At 52.3% G+C, this 19,407-nt stretch carries 14 protein-coding genes; 4 read left to right on the top strand and 10 right to left on the bottom strand.

All coding sequences use genetic code 11. The features are described from left to right. Positions 1–6 precede the first annotated feature (6 nt). From RAC89_RS29340 to RAC89_RS29325, 4 genes are all read right to left on the bottom strand, one after another. On the bottom strand, positions 7–1,497 hold the full coding sequence (locus tag RAC89_RS29340; RefSeq protein WP_306617212.1) for an extracellular solute-binding protein: 1,491 nt from the start codon (positions 1,495–1,497) through the stop codon (positions 7–9). A 352-nt stretch (positions 1,498–1,849) separates the two neighbouring features. Further along, positions 1,850–2,713 (bottom strand): SDR family oxidoreductase, encoded by an 864-nt coding sequence (locus RAC89_RS29335; protein ID WP_306617211.1) that lies wholly within the window; start codon positions 2,711–2,713, stop codon positions 1,850–1,852. Positions 2,714–2,806: 93 nt separating this feature from the next. After that, the gene (locus RAC89_RS29330) at positions 2,807–3,223 is read right to left on the bottom strand and encodes an Rrf2 family transcriptional regulator (RefSeq protein WP_284646452.1); all 417 of its coding nucleotides are present in this window, start codon (positions 3,221–3,223) and stop codon (positions 2,807–2,809) included. A gap of 75 nt (positions 3,224–3,298) precedes the next feature. Next, entirely contained in the window at positions 3,299–4,015 is a 717-nt protein-coding gene (locus RAC89_RS29325; RefSeq protein ID WP_306617210.1) for an MOSC domain-containing protein, read from the bottom strand. 80 nt (positions 4,016–4,095) lie between these two features. Between RAC89_RS29325 and RAC89_RS29320 the strand changes: the two genes are divergently transcribed. Then, entirely contained in the window at positions 4,096–4,668 is a 573-nt protein-coding gene (locus tag RAC89_RS29320; RefSeq protein ID WP_306617209.1) for a hypothetical protein, read from the top strand. Positions 4,669–4,684: 16 nt separating this feature from the next. On the opposite strand, the gene RAC89_RS29315 is transcribed toward RAC89_RS29320, so the two are convergent. Both RAC89_RS29315 and RAC89_RS29310 read right to left on the bottom strand, forming a co-directional pair. Continuing rightward, positions 4,685–5,041, bottom strand: a complete 357-nt coding sequence (locus RAC89_RS29315; RefSeq protein WP_306617208.1) for a VOC family protein — start codon at positions 5,039–5,041, stop codon at positions 4,685–4,687. A gap of 22 nt (positions 5,042–5,063) precedes the next feature. After that, a complete protein-coding gene (locus RAC89_RS29310) occupies positions 5,064–5,426 on the bottom strand; it encodes a VOC family protein (protein ID WP_306617207.1) in 363 nt (120 codons plus the stop codon). A gap of 139 nt (positions 5,427–5,565) precedes the next feature. Here RAC89_RS29310 and RAC89_RS29305 point away from each other — a divergent pair, with 139 nt between their 5' ends. Genes RAC89_RS29305 through RAC89_RS29295 form a run of 3 tightly spaced genes read left to right on the top strand, consistent with a single transcriptional unit; the run spans position 5,566 to position 9,061 of the window. Then, positions 5,566–6,906 (top strand): spore germination protein, encoded by a 1,341-nt coding sequence (locus RAC89_RS29305; protein ID WP_306617206.1) that lies wholly within the window; start codon positions 5,566–5,568, stop codon positions 6,904–6,906. Between the two features lie 3 nt (positions 6,907–6,909). Next, a complete protein-coding gene (locus RAC89_RS29300; protein ID WP_306617205.1) occupies positions 6,910–7,986 on the top strand; it encodes a GerAB/ArcD/ProY family transporter in 1,077 nt (358 codons plus the stop codon). Then, positions 7,976–9,061 carry a Ger(x)C family spore germination protein gene (locus tag RAC89_RS29295; protein ID WP_306617204.1) on the top strand — a complete coding sequence of 362 codons (1,086 nt, stop codon included), beginning with the start codon at positions 7,976–7,978 and terminating at the stop codon, positions 9,059–9,061. The genes RAC89_RS29300 and RAC89_RS29295 overlap by 11 nt, the downstream gene beginning before the upstream one ends. A gap of 76 nt (positions 9,062–9,137) precedes the next feature. On the opposite strand, the gene RAC89_RS29290 is transcribed toward RAC89_RS29295, so the two are convergent. From RAC89_RS29290 to RAC89_RS29275, 4 genes are all read right to left on the bottom strand, one after another. Continuing rightward, positions 9,138–9,824 (bottom strand): PadR family transcriptional regulator, encoded by a 687-nt coding sequence (locus RAC89_RS29290; protein ID WP_306617203.1) that lies wholly within the window; start codon positions 9,822–9,824, stop codon positions 9,138–9,140. 100 nt (positions 9,825–9,924) lie between these two features. Continuing rightward, positions 9,925–11,736 carry a family 20 glycosylhydrolase gene (locus tag RAC89_RS29285; RefSeq protein WP_306617202.1) on the bottom strand — a complete coding sequence of 604 codons (1,812 nt, stop codon included), beginning with the start codon at positions 11,734–11,736 and terminating at the stop codon, positions 9,925–9,927. 38 nt (positions 11,737–11,774) lie between these two features. Next, entirely contained in the window at positions 11,775–13,274 is a 1,500-nt protein-coding gene (locus tag RAC89_RS29280; RefSeq protein WP_306617201.1) for a CBM96 family carbohydrate-binding protein, read from the bottom strand. Between the two features lie 29 nt (positions 13,275–13,303). Next, positions 13,304–19,345, bottom strand: coding sequence for a cadherin-like beta sandwich domain-containing protein (locus tag RAC89_RS29275; protein ID WP_306617200.1), 6,042 nt, complete (start codon positions 19,343–19,345; stop codon positions 13,304–13,306). Positions 19,346–19,407: the final 62 nt, after the last annotated feature.

Below are 19,407 nucleotides of genomic sequence, written 5' to 3'. Positions count from 1 at the left end.
ATTTTATTACTTCTTGTATTGCGCGTTAAACTCATCCATAATCTTCTGACCGCCGTCATTTTGCCATTTCTTCACAGCAGCCTGGAAGCCGGCCTCATCGATTTTGCCCAAGATAAATTGGTACGTAGCGTCTTTGATTTGATCCTGCAGACGAGCGCCAGCTTCGGAATACGTTTTGGATTCAAGCGCTGCTGTAGGGTCTGTAATCATGAACTTTTCCGCTTCGTTAGACAGGGTGTTGGACTTCTCGTGAACAGGCAGTGCATAGTAAGCCGGTGTAACGTTGGTCGTATCCGCCAATGCCATGTTCAGGTAAGGACGAACTTCTCTTTCGATAAGCTTCGCATCTGTCGAAGGAACAACCTTGCCGTCCTTCAGGGTATAGTGCTCTTCCTTCAAGCCGTATTTCAACAGGTCGGCGATTTCCGGAGAATAAAACTTATCAAATACGCCCAGAATGGACTTCAGCTCTTGCTCTGTTTTCACCGAGGATTTCGGGAACAGCATAACCGTACCGTAACCGGAGAGTCCCCAGGTTACTTTCTTGCCATCCTTGCCAACGATATCATTCGTTACTTCGAAGGTAGCTTCCGGAACGTTTACTTTTGTTTTGTCCTGCATGTTTTTCACGTCGCCCATCGTACCGATGTACATACCGGAGCGGCCGGAATAGACGAGATTTTGCTGATCGTTTTTGCTCGTTACAGGGAAGTCTTGGTTGATCAAGCCTTCATTGTAAAGCTTCTTCATGTATTTCATTGTATCCATATAGCCCTGGGTCATGAATTCCGGAACCAGCTTACCGTCCTGAACCCCCCAGTTGTTAGGCGTTCCGAAGTACATCGAGAGCGTCTTAAAGGAGCCGTAGACTAAGTCATTGCGGTCTGCCAATGGAATCGTCTTGGCTCCGCCGAGTCCCGCATCCTTGAATTTCTTCAGCATCTCATAGATATCGTCAACCGTCTTCGGAGGAGCAATGCCGAGCTTGTCTGCCCAGTCCTTACGGTAGATCAATCCGGCACGTGCAGGCTGGCGCTCTTGATACAGTGTATAGATCTTGCCTTCTACCGCAGTATTTTTAAGAACGGTCTCGTTTAATTTACTCAGGTTCGGATAATCCTTCAGCAAAGGTCCGATTTCCCAGAATTGTCCGTCCTTAATAGCGTCGCGCATCAGAATGAAGGATGCTGCGTTCTTCAAGTAAACCACTTGCGGCAGCGTTCCTGTAGCGAAGGCAGCTTGGTACTTCTCGTCATAAGAGCCGTCCGGTACCCATTGGATGGTCAAGTCAGAGTTGGTCTTTTCCTCCAGAACCTTCTCCAATTTATCGGAAGGAACCTCAGGAGTCTGCAGGTTCGCCATGATGCTGATCTTAACAGGACCCTTCTGTGCTTCATTCGATGCTCCAGCATTGGAATCGGGCTTTCCGCTACAGCCGGCCAGCAAGGAAACCGCCGTCACAGCTGAGAGGAACACGGTTGCTTTTTTGTTTACCATGGTCAGTGACCTCCGTCTTGTTGTTGTTATTTCGTCAGCCACATCATAGTTCACCTTCAAGCATTACGTACATAATCAGCAGATTAGTTTTCGGTTAAATAGGGGAAACCAGCCGGATAGAGCGTTTTTTCCGTTACAAATTTGTCACACTATTGTTTCCTGCCGGCTGCTTAAACATACCCTCGCAATAGAGCAACACCCGAGGTCTGCGGCAAAATCACGCTCTCCTGACGAGGATAGTACGTAACTCTTCAAGCTGCACTTGGGCCGGCATTTCCTTGATAATCATTTCATTATGTTCGTGAAAAAACGACCTCTCTTAGGTGCAAGAAAGGTCGTTCCAGATCAAAATTTAGGATATGGTTCTTATCAGTTGAGGCAATGCTTCGTGAACCGTAGTTACCGGACGGCCAAGCAGTTTTTCGAAATCGTTGCTTTCGATCGCCAAATTCCCTTCCCTAATCCCTTGCTGAATTCCCACGAGGAACGGGATCACAAAGTCCGGCACTCCTGCATTCTTCATGATGTCGGCGTAAGCGGTGTCGTCGACCTGCTGCACAGGAACTTCCCTGCCGAGAACGGCTCCTATCGCCGATGCCAGCTCTTCCTGCGTCAGTAATGGACCTGACAATTCGTATATCGTATTCTCATGTCCGTCTCCGGCCAATACGGCTGCTGCCGCTTCCGCATACTCTTGTTGCAGTGCCCAGCCCACCTTACCGGCCCCTGCAGAGGTCACCCAAGGCGCTCCAGCCAGTATTCCTTGAATCCCTGCTGTTTCATTCTCGAGATACCAGTTATTCCGCAGGAAGGAGTAGGGGATCCCCGTTTTCATAATGGCCGCTTCCGCAGCTTGGTGCGGCGGGGCTAGGAACATCTTGCTATCACGGGCATTCGCCAGACTCGTATAAGCTATGAAGCCGACGTTCGCACGAGCGGCAGCCTCTACGGCATTCGTATGCTGGCGAATTCTCGCTTCGTTATCACCGTCTGCAGAAATGATCAATAGCCTGTCAATTCCTGCAAAGGCCGCATCCAGGGTTTCCGGTCGGTCAAAGTCCCCTTCTCGGACGTCAATCCCGCGATCGCGGAGTCCAGCCGCTTTCTCCGGATTCCGAACACTTACTGCGAGCTGGTTTGCCGGCACGGATTTCAACAGCGTCTCTACAACCTTGCTCCCCAATTTACCTGTTGCGCCTGTTACTAAGTACTTCATGATTCATTCCTCCTGATTTTAGATGTAATCACAATGGTTATAACAATATTTGTTACAACTTGGATGTAGATAAAAGCTCGAATGAGCTTTTACTTACTTGAACTTATGAATAAGGTGCTCTAACGTCGTTTGCGCAAGCCTCTGTTCCATTACGAGCTGAGCATCTTTCAATTCCTCTTGAAGGACATGCTCGATATTCCGCCCAACCGGACAATGAATGTTGGGGTTCTCGTGAATGCGGAACAGCTGATTCTCCTCCGTTACATTTACGGCACGATAAACGTCAAGGAGCGTAATCCGGTCGGGATCCTTGAGCAGAGTGGCTCCTCCGACCCCCGGACGAACGTCTACTAATCCCGCTTTCTTTAGCATGCCCATAATCCTCCGTATGACCACGGGATTGGTATTCACGCTGCCCGCTATATAATCACCGGTACAATCCTTCGGACTGACCGCGATCAGGGAAAGAGTATGCACTGCAATCGAAAAGCGTGTACTGATCTGCTTCAATATATATCACCACCGTTGTAACCATTATAGTTACTACCTAACATCTTGTCAATGAAGCGGTCCCCAGGCTGAGACTTACAACGATAAATACACCTTCTGGCCCACTCGAATCGGACCTGGCTGCTTTACACCTGCGTAGAGACCGAAGCTCACATCCATTTCCTCATAAACTCTCTTCAAAAGAGACGCATCCCGTTCCAGGGTATCCGGATGGATCGTGATCACCGAGCATCGTTCACAAAACGATTGAATTTGCAGCACGGCACCGCCTAAACGCAATTCCTTGCCGATCCAATCGCTTTCATCCATCGTGCCATCGTCTATAGACACAACCAAGTTGGCTCTAAAGCGCCGATGATCCAGACGTCTCCCCCATAAAGCTTCAAGCCTGCGCAGCGAGGAGTCTGTGACGATATGGATACTGGCTGCATCAACAGACATCAAGTCAGGGTTCTCCGGATTCGGTGCTCTGTAACTCGTCATGAACATTTTTTTACGGGAAAAACTTTGCATCTCCTCTAGCAATTGTTCATTCCAGTGAAAGATATGTCCGCTCGGTGACGTTACACAAATGCCCTCCTCCGTCAGTTGGGCTCGATAAGCGAGCATCCTAGGGATATCTCTGGCCGTGATATAGCTGTCCCAGCCTTCCCTAGCCTCATCAACGAAAGCGCAAAAACGGTCCCCATACAGCCCATACCTTTCTATAAGGCAAGCTTCCAGGCTTTCCCCTGCGAAGGATTTGACAGGATATCGGTATATTTCACGAATTTGACCCACCGGTACGGACAAGATCATTCCCCCTTATCTGTTTACATTTCTGATTGTATTTGGTAAATTCATCTAAATTGCTGAAAGAGGGGTGCCCTTCATTGAGAATCAAGCTCTGTATGTCCTTGCTTTTCGCCGGTCTAGTCCTGTTCATGCTCCCAAACAACCAAGTGAACGCCTTATCCTGCGCGAGGGTAGACGACCATCAAGAGAGGCTGAAAACCTTCGGGGGAGCCGTATACGGCGAAATTCTGCAAAGCAAAGAAGATGTTAAGCAAAGAGGGATTCTCGGCCCCAAGGAGTATGCTAGATATATCTTGGTAGAGGTCAAGCGAAGCTGGGGCATCGAGCTGCCCTCTCAAATTATGGTGTCAACGGATTTTACATGGGGATTCCCGTTTGAGAAAGGCAAAGCTTATCTGATTTATGTACAGGCATCGGATGGGGAGCTTGTAAGCAGCCCGTGCAGTCCTGTGAAAGAAATCCAGAGCCTGGATCAGCTCGATAAAGCATTCGGCGAGGGACAGGCACCCGTGAAACAGATACATATCGAAAACAAAATGTGGTTTAAAACTGTTACGGACTACGATCTATTGATCATAGCCGGCGGAACGATAGCGTTGCTTCTGATCGTCTTTCTTAGTATAAAAAAGCGAAAAGAGAACGAGTGTTGACCTGCAAGCTTGGGAACTATTCATTATGATCCTGTGCTACTTTAAAAATGTGGCCATTGATATCACGAAAGCTATATTCGCGTACTCCCCAGGGCTTCCGTTCCAGTGGTGTTACGATGTCAACGCCTCTGGCAGCATGATGGCCGTATATTTCATCTATGTTTTGAACAAAAAAGTAAGAATGTACCCTATACGGCTGAAAGGAAGCTTGTACATCCAGATGAAGCTCTACATCCCCGCATCGAATGGCAGCATATCCGTTGTCGTCCCAAACCCATGCCACCTCAAAGCCAAGAACGTCACGATAAAACGTTAGAGAGTCATCCATGTTCAAAACGGGTAAAACCGGAACATGGCACCGAATGTAACCCATGCTTAAACACTTCCTTTCCCGCTTATTTTTCCACCTCGGAGAAATGCCAGCAAACGCCCGCCGGATCAATGACATGAATTTCACGTCTCCCCCAAGGGTACAATGTCGGCGGCTTCACCTTTATCGGAAATGTGCTGGCAAGGTCGCCGTCTTGAATTTGCTTCCACCATCCATCCAGATCCTCGACAAGCAATTCTACCATATAATTATTCTGGAAATCCTGGTTATGAAAATTTTGAAGAAAGAATTCCTGCTCATTCATTCGAAACAGACTGAGTCCATGATCCGAATATACCTTCTCGAATCCGAGTGCTTCAAAAAAATGCTGAGCCAGCGTATAATCCGCTCCTGACGGTATGAATGGTCTTAGCTTAATCGCCTTCATATTTTCCTCCTTGCCTCTTCTTATTTAGCCTTTCCATAGTCATTATAGCAGGGTTGGAAGCATAATACCCCAAACCTTTCATACATTTCCAGCCTCTGGACAAACTAATAAAACTCAGGTTACGGGAGGAAGGGATACGATGATCAGCAGGGAGGAGCTGTCACAAGCTATTCAAACTCAGCGCTATTCCAAGGATTTAAAGGTGGAAGAGCTTGATAACGGCCGCATCGGGATGACATTGTACTACCTCCAGTCCGTATGCGACTTGAATCTGATTCATAAGAACCTCTCCGCACCCTTCCTGGAATGCGATACGTCCCAAAGCTTCACAGCGGTATTGCATTCCCAGCTGCAGTGCTCGCAGATTATGAAGCTTGACAGGATTCTACCCGCCTTGCTTGAGGGTCAGGCCATTATCTTTTTCGAAGGACAGCTCCATGGATTATCGGTTAAGAAAGAAGGAGCTACGAAGCCTAACGATTCCGTTAATGAAACAACCGTACAAGGCCCGCAATCGGGATTAAGCGAAGATCTTATGACGAACATCAGCTTTATTAGGGAGCGGTTCCCCTCCCCGGAGCTGCAGGTTCGGGAGCAGAAGGTGGGCCGGCTTTCCCAGACCAAGCTCGCTTTGTTATATGACCGGAAGCTGGTGAACCAAAACGTGCTGATGCAGCTTGTTCAGAAGCTGGGCGACATTCAAGCAGACATGGTACAATCCGTGGGCCAGCTGGAGGCACTGCTGACCCGACAGAAGCTTCGCCTGTTTCCGGTGATGCTGCTTACGGAAAGACCGGACCGGATCGCTTTGAATTTATCCCAAGGGAAAATCGTCATTCTCATGCAGGGATGTCCTTTTGGTGTCATTGCTCCCGTTGTGTTCTATGACTTCATGTCCGCAATGGATGACATCTACCAATCGTCCTGGATCAGCAGGCCTCTCATTCTGCTTCGCTATGTGGCTTTAGCCATTACCATCCTGCTGCCGGCCAGCTATGTAGCGATTGTTTCCTATAATCCGGAAATTTTCCGTGTGCAATTTGCGCTGTCCATTGCCGGAAGCCGCGCCGCGGTGCCGTATCCGTCTTTTTTTGAAGTGCTGATCATGCTCTTTTTGATTGAAGCTCTGGTAGAGGCAAGCATCCGGCTGCCCCGGTATATCGGCTCAACCGCCACCACAGTCGGCGGCTTGATCCTTGGACAAGCGGCACAGCAAGCGGGGCTTGTCAGCAGCATCATGATTATAATTGCATCAGCTGTGGCCATTTCCAACTTCGTGATACCGATCAACTCGATGAGCTTCGCCATCCGATTTGTGAAATACCCCCTGATTGCTTTGGCTATTTTCTTCGGAATCGTAGGAGTCATCTCCGGGGTGTTCTGCTTTCTTCTTTATTTGTCCGGCATCAAGAGCTTTGGGGAGACCTATTTTCGTTTATTTACCCGCGAATCCTCACCTTCAGGCTATAAGGGGAGCTGATGCATGAGCCGCTATTTTTACTATCCGATTATCGTTTGCATGCTGATCAACACCATCATCTATGTGCCGAAGGTGCTCATGGAAGCCCGGTTTACGGGAGCCATCACCGCCATGCTCATCGCCATCCCGCTGGGTACCTTGCTTGCTTTTATTTTTGCAAAGGCCATGAACCGGTTTCCCGGTAAAGGTTTGCCGGAAATTCTGAAGGCTCATACCCCTTCCTGGATTCGCATTCCTATTCTGCTGTTTCTTGGCTTTATGTGGTTCTCTGCAGGCTCCATCGTGTTGGTATCGTATGCCTTAATTACGAAGAGATTTATTAACCCCGACTTGCAAATGTCGGTGCTTCTCGTATGTTTTATTCTTGTGGGCTGCTGGTCTGCTACACGGTCGTCCGAGTCTATATTAAACGTCATGGAAATTTTGATTGTACTTAGCTCTCCATTGGTTATGTTCATCAGCTATAAGGCTTTTACAAGCGAAAGCTTTGATTGGGACGCCATTCTGGTGTTTACCGATTATGCATTCAAGACGCCTTCCCTGATGACATTGGCCGCGGCAACGTATTTGTTTACCGGATATGTGTGTCTCGCCGTATTTCACCGGTTTTTCCAAGAATCCAAGCCGATCCGCTATTTCTGGGTGATACCTATCATCGGTTTCCTGGTATGCTTTACCACCTTCTTTATCCCGATCGGGCTTCATGGGACCCAGGCCGTGGAGAAGTACGTCTATGTCTGGGTAAGTACGGCGGATTCCCTTAATATGAAATACGGGTTTATCGAGCGGGTGCTGTTTGTCTTTTTGATGCTGTATATCATGTTATGCCTGCTCTTTATTGCGTTAACCTGGCATATTGCTACAGAGCTCATCCGGAGTGTGTCGACAAAGGAATCCTTGCTCGTGAAATGGCTGATCGTAGCGTGTATCGGTATGATTACCTACATTTACGGTTCAACCTTCAACGAGAAACAGCTTACCCATCTTGCCGAGCAGTGGTTGATTCTCCGTCTTTTTGCCGAGCTGGGACTGGTCGGACTCATAATCTATATAAGCAGGAGGAAGAAGCATGCGTCGTAAACGATGGATCGCCTCGCTTCTGCTGTTGATTCTGTTATCCCTTACAGGCTGTGGGTTTAAGGATATCGATAAACGCTTTTTCGTCGTAGCCATCGGCGTGGATAAAGGAAAGGATTATCGCTACAAGGTAACTTTGAAGCTGGCGATCCCTTCGCCGAAAATTGAACCGGGAAGCGAGGATTTCCAGCTCGTCAGCAGAGAAGCGAACTCCATCTCGGAAGCGGTTCGAATAATGAAATCGGATGTTGATAAGGAATTTGATCTCGGGCATGCGAAGGTGATTCTCATGAGTAAAGACATTGCCCAAAGCGCTATTCTGGAGACCATCGACTGGATGTTCCGCAGACGGGATATTCAGCGGATTGCCTATCTAGCCATCGCGGAGCCGAGCTCGGAGGAAATACTCAAGACCAGTCCGAAGTCCGAACGACTTCCTGCGAACTCCCTGTTCCTGGCCTTGGGTAAGGAGGGAACGGAATCCTCTTTCCTTGTGCCGGAGTTCAATTACGATTTCTATAACCGTTTGATGGAGCTGGGGAAGGATCCTTACCTTCCGATCATCCGCAAGAAAGGAAATTTGTTCGAAATTAACCGGGTCGCCTTATTCGATAAAGAGAAGCTCAGGCTTGTACTCAGTCCCGACGAAACCCGCATTTTCAACCAGCTTGTCCGTAAGGACAGCCGATTTGAGATCCGAGTGGATGAAGCCCGCTTTACGCTTTCCATACAGGAGTTTACTTACAAGTATAAGCTGAATACACCTAAGGAAGGCAAGCCTTCCATCGTCATGGATGTGAGAATGAAAGGTCTTGCCGAGGAAGCCGTCGGGAATTTGTATGACCAAGATTGGAAAAAGCTCGAGGAGGCCGCCGCAAAAGCTGTGCGGAAGCGTTACCTAAGGGTCCTGGAGAAGTTGAAAGGCCATGGCCTGGACCCTGTTGGCTTCGGTCTTCGCTATATGGCTACGCACCATGACGGTGAGAGGGAGTATGAAGACTGGAAGAGGTTATATCCGAATATTGAATTTAACATTCAGGTACACGTGACCATAGAAGGAACCGGAGTCATAGAGTAAGAGCAAATACGGGAACATGCATCGTACAGGCACAGAGGACATACCTGGCAAAGCTCATACCAGAAGCCTCCGCCCCTTATTTCTCGACCGGGTCATTCCCAGTAGCGGATTCAACCGAATCTTCGTGGGGTGGCGTGACCATGATTTCGTTCAAACGGCTCTGAAACTTGGTCATAAGCTCTTGAAACTGCTCCGCCTGCTTGGAAGAAGGATGCTCCTTTGCCGCTTCCGCCGCTTTCGCCATCATATGGATGACGTCCGACCAATCCTTCATGAGCTCACGTAATTGGTGCCTCCCGTGTCTGTCTCCGCGAAGCTTATGCCGGGTATGATGCTCCCAGCGGCTCTCCGGCCGCTCGGTGTCGGCTTCCCCGCTTTCGCGTAAATAAGTTAATCCCTCGCTCGTTATATGGTACAGCTTCTTTCCATCCGTCTCGCTGGAATCGATAAGCTGCATATCTTCAAGCAGCTGCAAATTAGGGTAAATGGAACCGGGGCTCGGAGAATACAGTCCTCCCGTTTTTTCTTCCATTGCCTTTATCAACTGATATCCGTGCATGGGCTCTGAAGCCAGCAGCTCAAGAAGAGCGATTTTGAACTTCCCTCTTTCGAAGAAGCGTTTGCCTTCCCCCCTTCCGCCGAATCCTCCCCTAGAACCCCCGTGACGGTACCTCAACAGCGGCCCGGGGGAGCCGTCCGCTTTGTCAAACCTCTGACGCTCGGTATAGCGAATATGCCGGAAACGTTGATGATCGTGTCTCATAAACTACATCACCCCTCAATACGATATATCGTATTGTGTCAAGCGGGTAAAGAAGAGGCCTGACTCCAATGAATGAATCCATTAGAGACAGACCTGAAATTTATGGCTTGAGCACAGGAGAATCCTCCTTACTTAAGCCGAGCTCTCTGTATAACCCCTTCTCCCATTCGTCATGCAGATAGAATCTGGACAGCACATAGTGGTCCGCCATCTCCTCAGGCTGGAAGAAGGTGAGGAGTTCCTTCATCCGCGGCCGCGCCTTCTCCCGGCCTGCCCGGTTTCTCCGGTAGTTGTTTAATAGCGACTGCCACTCGGCCGCATCCCCGGGGAACAGCTCCCACCGGTACACATACTTGTGAATGGCCCGCGATTTATCTGTTGCATATTCATAATCGATCATCACGCTGATCAGCTCCGCCACCTCGCGCTGCTTCCGCACAGTATCCAATAAAGAACGGATCACCATATAATAATCCTCATGGATGTAGTTGCCCAGCTTATTACGTGCATAAGCGGGATCTACCCCATGGAACAGCTTCAGGAAGCGATCGATGAAGCCTGCGCTATCCGCCTTCCGGTTCCACTGCAAATCGGCAAAAAACAGCATGGGAAACCAAGTCGTTTCAAACACGCCGTAGGGAGTTCCCAAGCTGAAGGCGGCGGTCCAGTTCGTTGCCACCATACAGTCGAGCCCGAGCTTCCCGGAGGTTTCGGCCCATTGCACAAGGTTATCGATCCTGTTGTGGATGACGGGATAATTTTGATGCTCCTGATTGTCGAAGCATCGGACAGCCGGCGCCCCCATGACATGAATGCCACATTTGCGGAATTTCTCGGTCAAGCCGGACACTTCGGAATCGATATTACGCCCGTTGTAGATCCATATCATCACGGCAGCCCGCGGATCCAGCAGCGCCAAATCGTCCTCGGAGCATTTGTCGAGCATATCGTGCCATAGGATAGGAGTTTTACCTCGGCTTGCCACGAAGTCGATCAGCTGATTGACAAAGGAAATAAACGCCCGGTCTCTCGAGCCTTGAAATGACTGACGGCAGGTTCCGCATTCACACAGACTGTAGACCTCGTCACAGCCCAGATGAACGAACCTCGAATCGGGATGCATTGTCATCATTTCATCCAGGAGTCCCGTCACAAGCTGATAGGCTTCCGGACGGGAAGGGCAAAGCTCTCCGGTCGATGTTTCCGTTTCTCTCAGCGGCCGATAAGCCTCTTGACGCAGTACATACTCCAAGTGACCGAACGATTGCTGCAGAGGAATGATCTCGATGTAATGGCTCGCAGCCGCCTCCAGGATACGCTCCAATTGCTCCTGGCTAAGGCAATGGCTGGAGTGGCGAAGGTGCTTGTAGCGCTCGAAAGGGAATTTATCCTCATACTCGATCAGTAAGCCGTTGATTTTGTATTTGGCGAATTCCTCGATATACTCCACCAGCTTCTCCGGGCGGGAATACGTTTGCCGAAGATCAAAGTTCATGCAGCGCAGGTCCACATCGGGGTAATCGATGATCGTCGCCGCGGGAACGGAATCTCCGCTTTCCAGCAATTGTCTCAAGGTTTGCAAGCCCCAGAACAACCCCTCCGGGGCATGGGCGGCAATCGTCGCCGCCGAGGACTCCAGTCGGAGCACATACCCTTGCCTGTGGGGAACTTCGGCAAGCTCGGAAGGAGATGCCAGAGTCTCTCCTCCCCATCCGATTCGGCATACAAAGACCCCGGAGTCTTCACTCTCAAGGAACGAAAGCTGCTGCTGAGGGAACAAGCGTCGGAGCAAGCCCGGAACTCTATCATCGGCCGTCTCCATTTGCAGAGCAATATGAAAGGCCTCCTGCAGCCTAAAGCTTCCCTCCTCCTCGTAACGTATCTGCTTGATTTGCGGTATGGTTTGTATCATCGTGATGATGCTCCTCTCCTAATAGCGCCGGTCTAAGGCTAATGTATGGTAAGATAAGCGCCGTTCGTGTTTTCTTTACTGTTGATTTTGATCAATCGATCCTTGCTCGCATCGTCGGATAATCTCAAGGTAAGGACTTTATCCGCCATTTGGCTGTTGACATAGCTCGTGATGTCGATGCTATACCAGCCGGCATTCGTCAGCGATACCGTTCCCAGGACAGCGGCTCCTGACGTGCCGGGGCGGTTATTCCAAGTAACGGTACTCTCCTGCCAAGAATCAACCGCTAACCCTTGCCACGTTACGGGAACGGAAGGCACCGATGCGTCATTCACCCCGGTGTTCAAGTAGAAGGAAAGCACCGCCGATTGCACGGAGGATCCCGTATACTCCAACAAGTCGAACTTCCAATAGCTCAGCCGGTCATAATCGGTTCCGCCGGGGGCATCCTTCACTTCCAGCAGTGCGGAAGCGCCGTAATTGTCGCCGGAGCTGGTTCCTCCCCGCACATGTGCATCCTCGATGGCCGGGAACTGCGCCCCCATGATGTCCCGGTATTCCTGATCCGTGTCGTCCGGTTTGTCCCAGCGCCAGCACATCGTGCCGAGAACGCCGAGCGGATAGGGGGCTCGTTCCGATTCAATCAGACGAACCGCCTGAATGACTTCTCCCTCGGTTACTAAGGAGGGGTCTACTCCATTGGGCCCTACGCTAAAGCCGACTACGATGGATGTGGCCAGATTTTGCGCTTCGACAATATCGTCGTGCGCCTTGGCTTGAATGGTCGATGGCGCAGAATAGTAGTACATCCCGATCAGGCTGTCTGCAAACACAGTACCGTTGTAGGTTGAGAAGTAGGCTACATCGCCGGTGAACGGATTGTTACCGGTAATGCCGTTAGCAGACTTCCAGCTGCTCGTGCAATCGATACATCCGGAAATCCAAACATCCGGGTCGTTGGTGACCGGCAATACCTTCAGGCTGTTCATGCCAATCCGGCTTTTCAGATTGTGATGAAACAAGCGCCAATTGTCATAGTTAGCCATACTTCGATTGGACCCGTGCATTTCATAATCGGTAACCACTCCGACGATATCCGCATCGGTAGCGGCATTGCCGCTATTGAAGCTGATGATGTGATCGACTCGCGTGTATTTGCTCATTTGATCGGAGGAGCCCGTGAATTGCTCCTCCCAATGCCCCGCATAAACCTTCATGCCGCGCGACGCGGCCTCGTTGATCATCAGCTGAAGCCGCTTTGTCCGTTCTGCCGCGGGGTTCGACAAGTTGGCGATGTCCGCATACGTCATAGACGCAATGATAATATCGATATTTTTGCTGTTCATATCCTTAACAACATTAATAACCTTGGCATCGGAATTATAATTCCAATCATATTCATTGGAATAATACACCCAAACGGAGCGGGCATCGGCAGCCGCATCCCGGCTATCCCCCCACCAGCTCGTTTGAGCATACGCTGAACCGGGAAACATCATGACAAGCAGCACACCCATCCATACAAGAAACCTATTCACGGTAGATCTCTCCTTTTGGTTATTGGATTTTAGCGAGTCCCTCTCGATGCCGCTTCAATGTGACCGAATGCCCAATGCCCTTGCGGCACATCCTTCCATGTCGGCTTCAAGACCCCTTCAGCCGGTTGACGTTTCAATATCCGATTCAAGGCGGTCACCGCCTCGGCGCGGGTAACTTCCCGGTCAGGCAGGAACAGGCTGGTCGGATATCCCTCAAACCAGGCTTGTTCCACACCGGCAGCAATCCACCTTGCGGCCCAGTGCCCGGATGCATCGGCGAACTCCGGTTTGCGATCTTCCGGTTCAACCCCGCTCCAACGTGCGGCAATGACGGCAAGCTCCGCGCGGGTCACCTTAGTCTCAGGACAAAAGCGATCCGGAGCGCAGCCCTCAAATATGTTTCGTTCTGTAAGTCGCAGAATCGCTGTATGTGCCCAAGCATCGGAATCCACATCCGCATACGGGCTCACACGTGAGCTGTCGGCTTTCCCAGATTCGCTTGCAGCTTTATCCTGCAGTAAACCGTACAGCAAGGAAGCTAGCTCAGCCCGGGTCAGGTGCTGCTCCGGCCGGAAGGTGCCATCCTCATAGCCTTGCACGTAAGGTGCTAAGCTTGGGTCCTTAGCGCCTTCAGCCGGTAAGCGCAGCACGGTAAACGTACTGAATTTGTCAACTTCAATCTCAAGCCGATCGGGAGCTCCGCTTTCACCCGGGAAAATCTTCCCATGCTTCAGCACTTTCTCCCCGTCACTATGCTCAATATAAACGGCAAACGTATGCTTCGGGCTGCTCTTCGACAAGGGGAAGCTCAGCTTCGTCTTGGCACCGGTGATATTGCTTTCAATAATCATCGGCTCCCCTACGATCTCAGCACGTCCGTAGGCTCCCTGTGGCAGGGCGGTCGCATCCAGAGCTCTCCGAGCGGCTTCCTTTCCTTCCGTAAGTCCGCTCAGTGGCTTGATCCGGATGAACACATCCCCCTCCCGCTTCTCCAATCCGCGGAGGGTAGCAGTGGAGAGCTGCATCGATACACGGCTCACGGCAATCTCAAGTGTCGCCTCTTTCTTTAGCAGCTCACTAACGAAGCCGGGCTTCAGCATCAGCTCGTAGGCATCGGCATGCCCCGATGCATCGGAATCCAGCCGCAGCTTCGCCAAAGGCGTGGAGCCCGCGTCGGAAAGTACCTGCGAGGCGGCAGCTTGATCCAGTACGAAGGCATGCACGGTGCTGCCGTCTGCGGATGTGGTACGAACGACAGGCAAACCGGGCTGTACACCCGCTCCGCCGCCGGATACGGGACCAGCTGCACCATGACCTCCTTCGGAATCGGAATTGCCCGGACTCTCATGAACGGCAGGCGCTTGACGAACGATCTTCACTTCATAAGTCCGAACCGTGACACCATCAGGAGCTGTGACCTGAATGCGAATCCCGTTCGGTCCTACATGGAGCGGGATCGCGCCTGACATCTGACCTGCGGCAACGACAGCGCCGTTCACTTCTACCTTAGCCGAAGGATCTATTGCGACCGGGTGAACGGTAATGGCATAAACGCTGTTCATCACGCTGGCTTCGTACGATAAGACATCCCTCTGGAAGATAGGTGTCAACGAACCGTGGCTGAGTGCGAGTGAGCTTAAGCCCGCTTCTGCAGATGCGAGACGCGTAACGGCAATCGTATAAGCTCTGGTACTGCCGTTCTGAGACGTGACGATCAGAGTGATTTCGTTCAAGCCTACCTGCAGCGGAATCGCGTGTGCCGCCGAACCTCCGGCAGTTAAGCCGTTCACTGTCACGGTCGCCAGAGGATCCTCCGGTACAGCCAGCACATGTACGGCATACACCTGGTTGGTTACCGTGGCCGTGTAGCCGGTCCGGTTCGTCTCAAATGCCGGAGATAAAGGCGCCTCCAAGAGGGACAAGGATTGCAGACCGGTATTACCTGACAGCAAGCGATGGACCCCGATGGTGTAGATTTTGCTGTCGCCGTTTCGCGCGGTGACTTGAACGCTCACGCTGTTGTCTCCTCCCTGCAAAGGAATCGGAGCCGATGACTGCCCTCCGGCCACGTTCATTCCGTTCACCATGACCAGAGCCCCCGGATCGAGCGGCACCGCTGTTACCGACACGGCATAAACACTTTCGGCTACGGTCGCCGAGTAGGTCACGACGTCCCTTCGGAACGACGGGGACAGCGTCCCGTGGCTGATCGATAAGGCGGCAAGCTCCGCCATGGCGTTCGAATTCAGCAGCACATAAGGCGCATAATCTCCCCCGCCCTCACGGCTGCTGATGTGCACAGGAGCGTTGCGCGTCAGCGGATCCGATAACCGCAGCGTGACCGTCCGATCCGCTGCCATCTGGCTCCGCACGAAATCGGTAATATCCAGGCTGTACCAGCCCGGAGCAGCCACGCTTACACTGCCAAGCGGCTCTGCCGCTGCCGACGGCCGGCTGCTCCAGCTTAAGGACGACTCCTGCCAGCTGTCGTCGGCAAAGCCATGAAAAGCCAACCCAACTCCGCTCGAGAGAGCCTCTTTCACATAGAAATGCACTCGCGCCGAGTAGACATCCTCTGTCATAGGCGTCAGATCGAACTTCATGTAAGCCAGCTTATCCCCACCGCCGCTTGCCCTGGGAATGTCCGCCACTTCCAGCACGGGAAGATTACCGTATGTTTGCGCAGCAGCATTCTCGAAGACATACGTATCCTCCGTAACAGTAAATCTCTGCTCCGCCAGCCGGGTGATATGCAAGGTATAAGCTTTCGTACTGCCGTTCTGTGCCGTAACCGTCAGCGGAATCGTATTCGCCCCAGGCTGGAGCGCAACAGGTGCGGAAGCGGCTCCGCTGACCACCGCTGTACCGTTGACGGTAACGGTCGCGTGCGGTTCATCCGTCTCCGGCGTGATCAAGACGGCATGGACCGCCATAGGCACCTTCACCTCATACTCACTCACACTTTTATCGAAAAAGGGAGTGAGTGCTCCATGACTGACGGAAAGCGAGCGTAAATCCGCGTTGGCCGAAGGGTTCACAACGAGCTTAGGCTCATAACCGGCATGCTCACGACTGCCAATAACCAGCTTTTTATTACGGGTATTGGGATCCATAAAGCGAAGCGTGATCTTCTTATCCGTCAGCATTTGGGATTGGACGAAGGCCGTAACGTCAAAGCTGTACCACCCGGGGGCGGCAAACGTTACTTGCCCCAGCTTGACGGGGGAAGAGTTGATCCGGTTGTTCCAGTTCATGGTGCCTTCCTCCCAGTTGTCACCCTCCATGCTGTAAATGGACACGTCCGTCGGAAGTGTGCTCGCCTCATGGACATAGAAGCTAAGCTTCGCTGACTGTACCGGCTCGGTATAAGCCGTGAGGTCGAATTTCATGTAAGCCATCCGGTCCCCTCCACCGAGGGAGGATGGGATGTCGATTACCTCCAGCATTGTGGCGCTGCCGTAATTCGCCGTCGGATCATTCTGGTACACGTAAGTATCGGCGGCCGGGGCAAAAACGTTATCCACCTGTACGGAGCGTACCACCTTCACCGTATACACATCCGTCTCCCCCTTGCGCCCGGCTACGAGAATCGAGACTGTCGTTTCCCCCTCCTGCAGCGCGATAGCCGGAGAACTGCCGCCGCTTGGTACTACAGCGCCATTCACAGTAATTAGACTCTCGGCCGTTGAGGCTGTCGGTGTCAGCTGCAGGGAGGTTGCCTGTGACGGAACCTGCAAAGTATAGCTCGTTTGCCGAGTTGAGAATGCGGGCTGCAGTGTTCCGGCACTTACGGTCAAGCCATTCAGGCCTACCCTTGGGTACAAAGCGGTCATATGAGGCTGATCGTACGCCTGCGCCCAATAATAGCCGTTCGCGTTCACTCTCCGCGGCTCGAAGCCCACCTGATGTCCGGCCGGAATCGCTTCCGACCCGAACGTCACCCACCCGCTCGCATCGGTAACAGCGCCATGATAGGTGCCGCCGGCATAATGGAACCGTCCCTCCACCTGCGCTCCGGCTATCGGCTGTCCCGTTTGCTTATCGATCGCCTGCATCCTGACGGATGCGTTACCGGAGCCTTGGCTCACCTTCATGCCTGTCAGTATCATCGGCTTCAGCACGGTGCTGCCGGTTGTCGCGGAAGCGGCGGCGGACACGGGACCGATGTTTCCTTTCATATCCATGGCGGCAACCTTGTAGTAGTACGTCGTATTCGGAAGGAGTCCCGCATCGACGAACGACAGCGATCGGGCAAGGCCCGCTACGTTCCCCGCACCTGGCGTAAAGCTGCTAACAGTCCCCCGATACACAACGTACCGGTCCACCTCATAGTTATCCATGGCCATGCCGAAGCTGATCCTGACCTGTTGGAAATCCAGCGCGGCAGCCGTTGGAGGCTGGCTTACCGGGCCCGGCGGCTCGGTATCGGCCGGTGGCTGCCAGAAGACGCCTCCCTCTCCCCAGTAGGAGGGGAATTTGCGGATATCGTCGTAATGGTGCATGGCGATCCCGCCGAAGGAAGCGTCAGCGCGGAAAGCGGCATACACCTTATCTAGCTCCGCCTCCATGAAGGTACGGCCTTCTTCGTTGAACGTGATCGTCTCCGGATCTCCGCTGTTCGCAATATCCTTCGTCTCTACGCCGATCACCACGGAGCGGGGCTTGCCGATCGCACGGGCATAGTCGATTTCGCCCTGCGCACCGGCGATGATGCCGGCCGTTCCGTCGGCGCTGTCCCGGTAGTCCATGATGGAAATGTAGTCGCTAATGTCCTGGATGTGCTCGGACAACCACTTCGTGCTTCCATTCCATGTGATGCTCTCGGCCGTTGGGGAGGAATCATACCACTTCGGAATGGCCGGACCGAACGGCAGGGAAATGCCGGCCACCCGAATCCGATCGATCATCTTCTTCAAGCCGTCCAAATATTGAATTTGCAGGGACGGATATTGCGTCTTGAAGTCCTGGGAGATATAAGGCTCGATATCGACATTGACACCGTCGAACCGTTCCTGCTCCGCGGCGGACAAATTGTAGTTGATAATCCGCTCGATTTCGCGAATCGCTTTGTCATGGTAAGCGGTGTAGGCCCCCATATATGGAGGAGAGGTGCCCCCGGCGATGCAGGCATGAACCTGATAGCCCTGCTGATGGGCCCATGCGACGAAGTCCCTCAGCTTGCCGGGGTCATCCTCCAGAATGTCCATCCCGCCGTAAGGACCGACCGCCAAGTATAACGTGGTAATCGGATCCGAGTTGAAGGTGTCGGTATCCTTAGCCAGCGCATCCAGCACAAGCCGCGAGTTCGGGTTCAGCAGCAGCTTATAGGTCTCCGACTCCCAGATCCACATCGCGCGATCCTGCATAGGCAGCGTAACCGGCTCATTCGTGCCAAGACCCGCCTTGGCATACGTCGTGCTGCTGAAGCTTGTTCTGCCCGCCGTATCGGTTGCCTTGGCCTCAATGCTCATCGTCCGGTCCCCAAGACCTGCGGTATCCCACTCATAAACATAGGCGGTGCCGTCCCATGAGGCATTCAGCCAAGCGCCATGGTTGATGCGCACCTGAACCGCTTGGATCGTTTGGTTTCCGGCGGCGGTGATCCGGACGGGCACAATACCGTTAACGGACGTGCCGTCACCCGGGCTTTGAATGATGACGGAGGGTAGGCTGCCCGCCGGGTTGTTTACCGTCAGCTGCAGCGTCGGGCTCCATACCCCGTAACGCGTGTCTATGGCGAGGCCTCTCGCCGTAATCTGCAAGGCGCCATTGTAAGAGCTCCCGTCCAAATCATAGTGCCATGTCCCGGAGTCATTGCCGTCCGGGTCGTTCATCACAACATCTACTTGCTTCTCTCCATTAATAAAAAGCTTGATTTCGTACGAATTTTCGTACGTACCGGATAAGCGGTTGATGCCGCCGTTCAGCACGGCGCCATCGGCTGGAGAATCGATCGTAACGGATGCGCTGAGCTCGGCGCGAGCCTGACTGGCGATCCCCGAGCCAAGGATCACCAGCAGCAGCAAACCCAGCAGCCAAGCCGAATAACTTCGTCTAATGGGCCAATACAAACCGTTCACACCCCTTATGTAAGCATTATCACAGCGTGAAACATCGGATGCTGCTTAATGGG

Source organism: Paenibacillus sp. GD4, from assembly GCF_030846225.1.
GTDB lineage: Bacteria > Bacillota > Bacilli > Paenibacillales > NBRC-103111 > Paenibacillus_G > Paenibacillus_G silviterrae.
Note: the sequence above shows the minus strand (reverse complement) of the source record. Positions and strands in the feature narration are given on the sequence as shown.